Origin of the sequence: Pseudomonas sp. DD1, assembly GCF_044510355.1 — a bacterium.
GTDB classification, from domain to species: domain Bacteria; phylum Pseudomonadota; class Gammaproteobacteria; order Pseudomonadales; family Pseudomonadaceae; genus Aquipseudomonas; species Aquipseudomonas shahriarae.
In genome coordinates, this window is the sequence record NZ_MSAJ01000037.1 from 240,026 (window position 1) to 248,128 (window position 8,103).

5 protein-coding genes are annotated in these 8,103 nt (G+C 56.6%); 1 reads left to right on the forward strand and 4 read right to left on the reverse strand.

Annotated elements, in window-relative coordinates; all coding sequences use genetic code 11:
- Positions 1-35 precede the first annotated feature (35 nt).
- Positions 36-998: an alpha/beta hydrolase gene (locus PSFL_RS24110; RefSeq protein WP_057439093.1), complete on the forward strand. Its 963-nt coding sequence runs from the start codon at positions 36-38 to the stop codon at positions 996-998.
- 76 nt (positions 999-1,074) lie between these two features.
- On the opposite strand, the gene PSFL_RS24115 is transcribed toward PSFL_RS24110, so the two are convergent.
- From PSFL_RS24115 to PSFL_RS24130, 4 genes are all read right to left on the reverse strand, one after another.
- On the reverse strand, positions 1,075-3,609 hold the full coding sequence (locus PSFL_RS24115) for a TonB-dependent siderophore receptor (protein WP_397470573.1): 2,535 nt from the start codon (positions 3,607-3,609) through the stop codon (positions 1,075-1,077).
- 310 nt (positions 3,610-3,919) lie between these two features.
- Positions 3,920-6,445: a TonB-dependent siderophore receptor gene (locus PSFL_RS24120; protein WP_181818292.1), complete on the reverse strand. Its 2,526-nt coding sequence runs from the start codon at positions 6,443-6,445 to the stop codon at positions 3,920-3,922.
- A 107-nt stretch (positions 6,446-6,552) separates the two neighbouring features.
- A complete protein-coding gene (locus PSFL_RS24125; RefSeq protein ID WP_397470574.1) occupies positions 6,553-7,497 on the reverse strand; it encodes a FecR family protein in 945 nt (314 codons plus the stop codon).
- Positions 7,494-8,000, reverse strand: coding sequence for an RNA polymerase sigma factor (locus PSFL_RS24130; protein ID WP_225923851.1), 507 nt, complete (start codon positions 7,998-8,000; stop codon positions 7,494-7,496). Before PSFL_RS24130 ends, PSFL_RS24125 begins: the two co-directional genes overlap by 4 nt.
- Positions 8,001-8,103: the final 103 nt, after the last annotated feature.

An 8,103-nucleotide genomic window follows, 5' to 3' on the forward strand; every position in this document is an offset into this window, starting at 1 on the left:
GGGCGGCACTGTATTGAATCAATAAGGAACACGTAATGCCCCTGGACCCCGATCTCGAAGGTTTTCTGGAGTTGGCTGAAATGGGCCGCCTGAGTGGCAAGAGTCAGCCCATGCATGCCTTGAGTGTGAGTCAGGCACGGCAGGAGTTCGAGATGAGCTCGCAGATCCTCGACCCTTCGCCGCCCGCCAGCCTGACGATTACAACCTTGCACATCCCGACACGCGACGGCGCAAAGATAGAAGCCCGGCTATATCGCTCGGCACATCATGCCCAACCTTCACAACCGAGCATTCTGTATTTCCACGGCGGCGGCTACGTGGTCGGCAGCCTTGACTCCCATGACTCGATTTGCCGCCGCCTGGCATCAAGCGGACGCCATGCGGTCCTGGCCCCGGCTTATCGGCTGGCTCCGGAGCATCCGTTCCCCACGGCCGTCAACGATGCCCTGGATTGCGCCAACTGGCTGGCTCGCGAGGCGCACACCCTGAATCTGGACCCGGACAATGTCAGTGTCGCCGGCGACAGTGCCGGCGCCACCCTGGCCACGGTACTGGCCATCAGCGCCGTGCAGACACCCGAACACCTTGCGCTAAAACCCAAGACCCAGTTGCTGTTTTACCCGGTGGCCGACACTCAGCGTACGCGTCCTTCCCACCAGTTGTATGCCGAAGGCTACCTGCTGGAAAGCGATACCTTGCAGTGGTTCTATCGACATTACACTCCCGACGCTGAGCAACGCGGTGACTGGCGTACATCACCGTTGTTGGCAAAAGGCCTTGGGCCGCTGGCACCGGCCTACGTTAGCCTGGCCGAATATGACCCGTTGTATGACGAAGGCTTGGAGTATGCGCAGTTGCTACGCGCCACTGGGACGGATGTCACCTTGTTGACCCAGGGTGGGTTGACCCATGACTTTCTGCGGATGTCTGGAATCAGTACTGACATCGGCGTGATTTACATGGCTGTCGAAGGTTGGTTGGAAGAGCACACGGCCTGAACGTATGACCTTACTGTGGACACAAGGCACAAAAAAGGGACATCTCGCGATGTCCCTTTTTCGTTTCAAACCGCGCTTACCAGAAGGTACCGCGCAGGGTCAGCATGTGGTTGCGCTCGTCACCGTACCAGTTGCCCGATGCCGAAGATCCCAGTTTGCTGTAGTACTTCTTATCAAAGAGGTTGTTGGCGTTGTAGATCACACTCCAGTTCTCATTGACACGATATTCGGCCATGGAGTCCCATACGGCGTAACCCGCCTGAACGTACTTATAGTTCTGCTCCACATCGTTCACGAAGGTAGTCCCACTGACGTAGGTAGCGCTTTGCAAGTTAACACCACCTCCGACTTTCACGTCGTTGAATATGCCCGGCAAACGGTAGGTTGACCACAGTTTGATCTGATGTTTTGGCGTAATGCTGCTGAATACCTTCGCCGCAGTGCGGTTACGATTGTGGTTATACGTATAGCCCGCCAGAACGTTCCAGTCCGGCAGGACTTCACCGGTAAACTCCATGTCGACGCCTTTGCTGACGACCTTGCCCTGAGGCAAGTAGCAGCAGTTGCCGCCAAACAGAACACTAGACTCTTCGTAGCGAGGATCCAACACTGCCTCGTTGTTACGCGAGGTGTAGTACAACGCAAAGGAAGTATTGATGGCTCCGCCCCACAACTCGCCCTTGACGCCGGTCTCGTAGGTCTTGCCGGTTATAGGCTCCATCGAACTGCCCGGCAATGGTCCCTGCATCGTGCTTTGTTGGGGCTTGAAGATTTCGGAGTAGCTGGCATAGGTCGACCATTCATCCGTCAGGTCATAGACGATACCGCCATAAGGAACCAGTTTGGTTGCTTCGCGGGTCGATACATCCGACTGCACCTTCCAGGCTCCATTTTCGATCGCCTGGTACAACTGATCAAATTTGTACCGCTGCGCACGAGCACCGATGATCAAGTGAAGTGGGTCCGCCAGTTGCAAGCGCAACGTCGAGTACAGGCCATACTGGGTCTGACTGTTGGGACTGTAGTTACGAATAAAGTTCTTGTCTGTTCCTGGTTGTGGCCAGGGTGTCGCATCCGGGTCAAATACATTGACCGGATTACCCGCCCCGTTGGACGAGGCAGTCCCCTCCCACTGGCTGGTGATTTTCTGATGATCCATGCCGACCAGCAGCTCGTGCTCCAAGCCTGCGTACACGAATTTCCCTGCTAGGTTTACATCGAGAAGCTTCTGATCGCTGCGATACTGATTGTTGGTACCTCCGGTTTTAGGCCCCGTGAGTGTTACCGGATCGACAGCACCAAAGCTGAAAGCCGCCTTCGAAAACCCGGAATCCAGCGTTTGGGTATATGAAACATTAAGCTTCCAGTCATCGTTAAGCTCATGGTCGACCTTGGCAAAAATTTCTTGGGATCGCCCGTCCAGATACGACCATTTTTGGGTCAAGCTAGTACTTCTGGACAGACCAAGGTCCTTGCCATTCACATCGCGCGGCAAACCGATCCCCGATCCCGTTTCATGAATACGCTCCGAGCGTCCACCCAAGGTCAATCGTGTATCCGGGAGGATATCGGCTTCCAGAATCCCGTAGAAAATCGGCTTCTCTGTACCACGATCATCCACCATGTACTGACGATCCGTGTAAGCCGCGACCATCCGGCCACGCAGCTTGCCATCAAAGCCCAATGGCCCTGTGACATCCATTTGGGTGCGGTAGTTGTCCCAACTGCCCGCCGACATATCGACTTTCAACTGATAGGCATCCAGCGGACGTTTGCGCACCAGGTTGATCATGCCGCCCGGATCGCCCGTACCGCCAAAGAGACCGGAAGCACCACGCAGGACCTCAACATGGTCGAACTCAACCAGATCGTAGTTTTTGTTGGAATAGAAACTGCCCGACGTAGTGCCTAATGCCATCGGGGCAGCACCGTCGATTTGAATGTTTTCAATCTTGAAACCGCGCGACGAGAAATCCGACAAACGGAAGTTGTTGTTAGTGACCGTGATACCCGGCGTCACTTTCATGGCTTCAGCCAGGTCAGTCATGCGTTTTTCGTCAATAACCTGCGACGTCACCACCGACACCGACTGTGGCGTCTGCCGCAGACTGGTCGGGGTCTTCGAACCGATACTGGTCAAGCCGGTGGTGTAGGAGCCGGAGTTTTCCGTCATCTCCCCCATGCCCTGGCCCTGGATGGTGGTGGCACCCAGTTCAAGGGCTGAACTCGTACCATTTTCGGGACCGAGAATGACCGTATTGTTTTCAACCCGGAAAGTCAGGCCCGCGCCTTTCAGCAATGCTTCAAGAGCGGCCTCGGGCTCCAGGGTGCCTTTGACGGCAGTGGACTTCTTGTCCGCGACCATCTCCGGCCCAAAAAGTACTTGCAGGCCGGTCTGCTTACCTAGCTCGGTCAGAGCCTTGTCCAGGGACTGGGCTGGCACATTGACCTGGATTGGTTGAGCGAACGCTCCAGTGGAGACACTGAGTGCCAACCCCAGGACCGCCACCGATACGCCATTGCGGCAGGAAGCCAGGGGGGTGTGGAAGAGTTTTTGCCTGAACCTTGTACTTGCGCGCGTCATTGTTTTGTTTAACCCCAGAGATGTCATTAATGTCGAAGGCCTCCCACTCTTCGGGCGGAATGGCCTGAATATAGTTAAACCGTCCGGACTCCACTCCCTGTTGCAGAGGGACGGTTTTGACTTGAATCGGTGTCGAGCCATTAATGAACGTTTGGGAGAAAAATAATTTAGAAGGATTCTCAATCACTTTGTAACAGCAGCAAAAACCTTGCCTTCGGCCGACACTTTATCTTGTCAGGCACCCTGGGAAACTCTCACCTTTAAATCATTCGAGAGCCTGGCGCACGCAAAAAAAATCACCTCAGGTGAGGTGATTTTTTACGGCGACGGAGAAAGCCTAGAACGTACCCCGCACAGTCAGCATGTAGTTGCGCGGCTCACCGTAGTAATTGCCGTACTCGGAAGTTTTCAGGGTCTCGAAGTACTTGCGGTCAAACAGGTTGTTGCCATTGAGGGCGACGGTCCAGTTCTCATCGACTTTGTATTCGACCATGGCGTCCCATACGGCGTAGCCGCCTTGAGCAAAGTCAAAAGGCGTCTCACGGGAAACGTCATAGTAGTTACCTGTAGGATTCTTTCCATCAATCCGATAAGCAGTACCGCTGGCATAACTGGCGCTCTGCACATTGACACCACCGCCGACCTTCCAGTCGGAAAGGCGATCAGGCAGGGTATAGACGGTCCACAATTTGGCCAAATGCTTAGGAGTAACCGTCGTGAGGAAAGTATCTTTGGTGCCATTCTCGATAAGGTTCAGGGTATATCCCCCCATCACCATCCAACCAGGTGCTATCTCGCCGTTCGCCTCAAGCTCGACACCCTTACTGATAATCTCGCCTTCAGCCAAGTAACAGCAACTGCCGCCATATAGAACGGCCTGTCGTGGATACCTCGGGTCCTCAATCGCTTCTTTTTCACGCTTGGTGTAGAACACCGCGGCTGAAACGTTCAGCGTCCCGCCGTAGAGCTCACCTTTAATACCTGTCTCGTATGTCTTGCCAACCATCGGTTCCAGTACTGTGCCGGAAGTCACTGGGCCTTGCAGTTGATGAGCCTGGGGCTTGAAGATTTCCGAATAGCTGGCGTACACCGACCATTCATCATCGAGGGCATATACCAAACCACCGAAGGGCACCAGTTTAGTGGGTTCACGATGATTACTCTGGGACTCAAGGCCCCATGCGCCCGTATCAGCATTTACGGCCATGTAGGTCTGTTCGAACTTATAGCGCTGCACCCTGGCCCCGATTATCAGCTTAAGCGGATCCGTCAGCTGTAAACGCAAGGTCGAGTACAGACCATATTGCCTACGGGTATTGGGGCTGTAATCACGCTCAAGCTTGTTGCCAATGCTGTCGGAAGGTAAAGGCGTGAGGTCTGGATTGTAGACATCAATAGGATAGAAGCCCTGCATAGCTTTCGTTGAGCGCCAGCGACTGGTCACCTTCTGCACATCAGCACCGATTAGCAGTTCATGCTCACGATTGAACGCCGTAAATTTCCCGGACACGTTGCCATCGAACAGCGTCTGCTCACTCCAGCTTTTAATGTAACTCCCTCCCCAGGTCGCACCTTCAAGCGTTACCGGATCAGGTGAGCCCCACAGGAACGCACCTTTGGTCTCGGATTTATCAAAGGTACTGGTCAAGGACACATTGAGCTTCCAGTCGTCAGCCAGTTCCTGGTCGTACTTGGCGAAGATTTCTTGGGAACTGTTATCGCTATAGGCCCAGTTCGGCGAGTACCAAGTGCTGCGGCTGAGCTTCAAGTCCTGCCCGGTGCTGAAGCGCGGCAGCCCGTCGCCAGTACCATTTTCATGAATCTTCTCGTAGCGCCCCCCAACGGTAACCCGGACCGTATCCGATACATCGGCCTCCAACACCCCGTAGATGAAAGGCTTCTCGGTACTACGGTGATCCATGAAGTACTGCCGGTCGGTATTGGCGACCACAACACGTCCGCGAAGCTTGCCATCAAAGGCCATTGGCCCCGTCACGTCGACTTCAGTACGGTAGTTGTCCCACGAACCTGCCGACGTATTGAACTTGAGCTGGAAGTAATCCAGCGGGCGCTTACGCACGGCGTTGATGATGCCGCCCGGATCGCCGGTGCCGCCAAACAGGCCAGATGCCCCCTTCAAAATTTCGATATGGTCGAACTCAGCCATGTCATACGTTTTGTTGGCGTAGAAGGTACCGATACCAGAACCGATATCCATCGGCGAGGCACCATCAATCTGAATGTTATCAATACGAAAACCACGAGAGATGAACTGCGGTAGACGATAATTGGCGTTTTTGACGGTGATGCCCGGAGTGCGTCGCATCGCATCGGACAGATCGACAATGCGCCGGTCTTCCAGAAGCTGCTGGGTGATGACAGACACCGACTGCGGCGTGTCCTTCAAACTCGTAGGCGTTTTGGAACCGGCGCTGACAAGGCCGCTGGTATAAGACCCCGAATTCTCCGTCATCTCCCCCATCCCCTGCCCCTGAATGGTGGTAGCCCCCAACTCCAACGCCCCACCCTGTACCGGTGCCTTCTCAATCAAAATCACATCATCACTCAATCGGGCGACCAAGCCGCTGTTCAGCAACAACCGATCAAGCCCCTGCTGCACCGGGTAGTTCCCCCTCAACCCGTCCGACTGCTGACCGGCCACCAATTCGCTGACAACCATCAACCGCAACCCGGACTGCTCGGCAAAGCGCGTCAATACCTGGTCAAGTTGACCGGCCTCGATAGCGTAGGTCCGGCTGTCGCTCTTCTGCTGCTGCGCCGCCTGTGCCGGCAGGCTCATACCCACGGCACTGGCCGTGGCAAGTGCCAGGCTCAAGGCGGTGTGCCTGATCAGATGCTGCATAACGCTCCCCTTGCTGAAATCAGCCAAATAAAAATCAATCTCAACAGGAAAGACGTCAACCCTCTGAAACCCGACAGCGGCGGCAAGTGTATTTTTTGCAAGCTGAGTTACTGTCGCGGCGAGTCGTCGCGCTCGATCACGGTCAGCCACGGCAGCAAGCGCACCCGCAGCGGCAAGGTGCGTTGCAGCAGTTTCAATTGGGCGTCGGTGTCGTCGGTGGCGATGATGCCGGTCACGGGCAGGTCGCGCAGGCCGCTGTCACGGACCCAGATTACGCCGCGATGGTAGCGGCCAAGTTGCTCCAGCACATCACCCAGGGGCTGGCGGTTGAACACCAGTTTGTCGCGGCGCCAGGCCGTGGCGGTGCCGACGTCGACTGGCTGGGTACGCGAGAGACCTTCCGGGCCGTATTGCACGGCCTGACCGGCCTCGACATCGGTGGTCTGTGGATCGTCGTCCAATGTCACGCGCACCGTGTGTTCGGTGACGACCATCCGCACCTGCTCGCCTTCGCGCCGCACGTCGAAGCCGGTGCCCAGCGCACGCAGGCTGCCACGGCCGGCGCGTACTTCGAATGGACGCTGGGCATCGAGGGCGACCTGGACAAAGAGCTCCCCGGTATAGAGATGCAGCACACGACGATTACCGTGCATTTCGATATCCACACGCGTGCGTGGCGCCAGTTCCAGGTGTGAGCCGTCGGCCAGTGTCACACGGCGGTGCTCACCCAGGCCGGTCACCTGGTCCGCCATCCAGCCTTGTTGCTCCGCCTGCCAGGACAAACCGCCTGCCAGGCTCAACGCGACGACAAGTCCCAGTTGCAGCAAGCGGCGTGACGACGCGGGCGGACGCTCCAGTGCGCTGCCCAGGCTCTCCCACAACCGCTCCGCCGCCTGGGCGGCGCGTTGGTGCTCCGCGGAGGTTTCGCACCACTGCAGGTAGGCGTCCCAAGACGGTGCCTCGGCACTGCCCGAATGCAGGTCGACCAGCCACTGCAACGCTTGCTCGGTCAGCAGCGGCGAAGGTTTACTCGGGGCAGGGTCGCGTGTCACTCGGTCATCCCGAGGCGACGGGCACAGTGCAGCACGGCACTCATGATGTATTTGCTGACCATGCTGGGGGAAACCCCAAGCTGCTGGGCGATGGCGGCATGGCCCAATCCATCGAGGCGATTGAGTAACAAGGCCTGGCGGCTGTTCTCGGACAATTCACTCAACGCCTGATGCAACAGTTGCAACTGCTGGCGCATTTCCACCAGTGCCGCAGGCCCCGGGCACGGATCCAGCAGTTCGTGCTGCACATCCTCCAGCGAGTCCATCGGCCCGCGCCGCGTACGGCTGCGCCCAAGGTCAATGATCAGGTTGCGCAACACGCGAATCAGGAAAAACCGTGGGTTGATGATCGTATGGGTGCGCTGCTGTCGATCCAGGCCAACGTAACGCACGAATGCGTCCTGAGCGAGATCGGCAGCCATCTCCCTGTCGCCCAGGCGACGGTAGGCAATCTGCTGCAGTTCGCGATGATAGAGGCGAAACAACCGGTCCAGATTATCCAACGCACACTCCATGAGCATCCGTGTGCAGGGCACACATAGGGGGCGCTAGACTACAATTTATGAGAATCGTTCGCAACAGCATAAAACTTGCGAGCGCTGACTG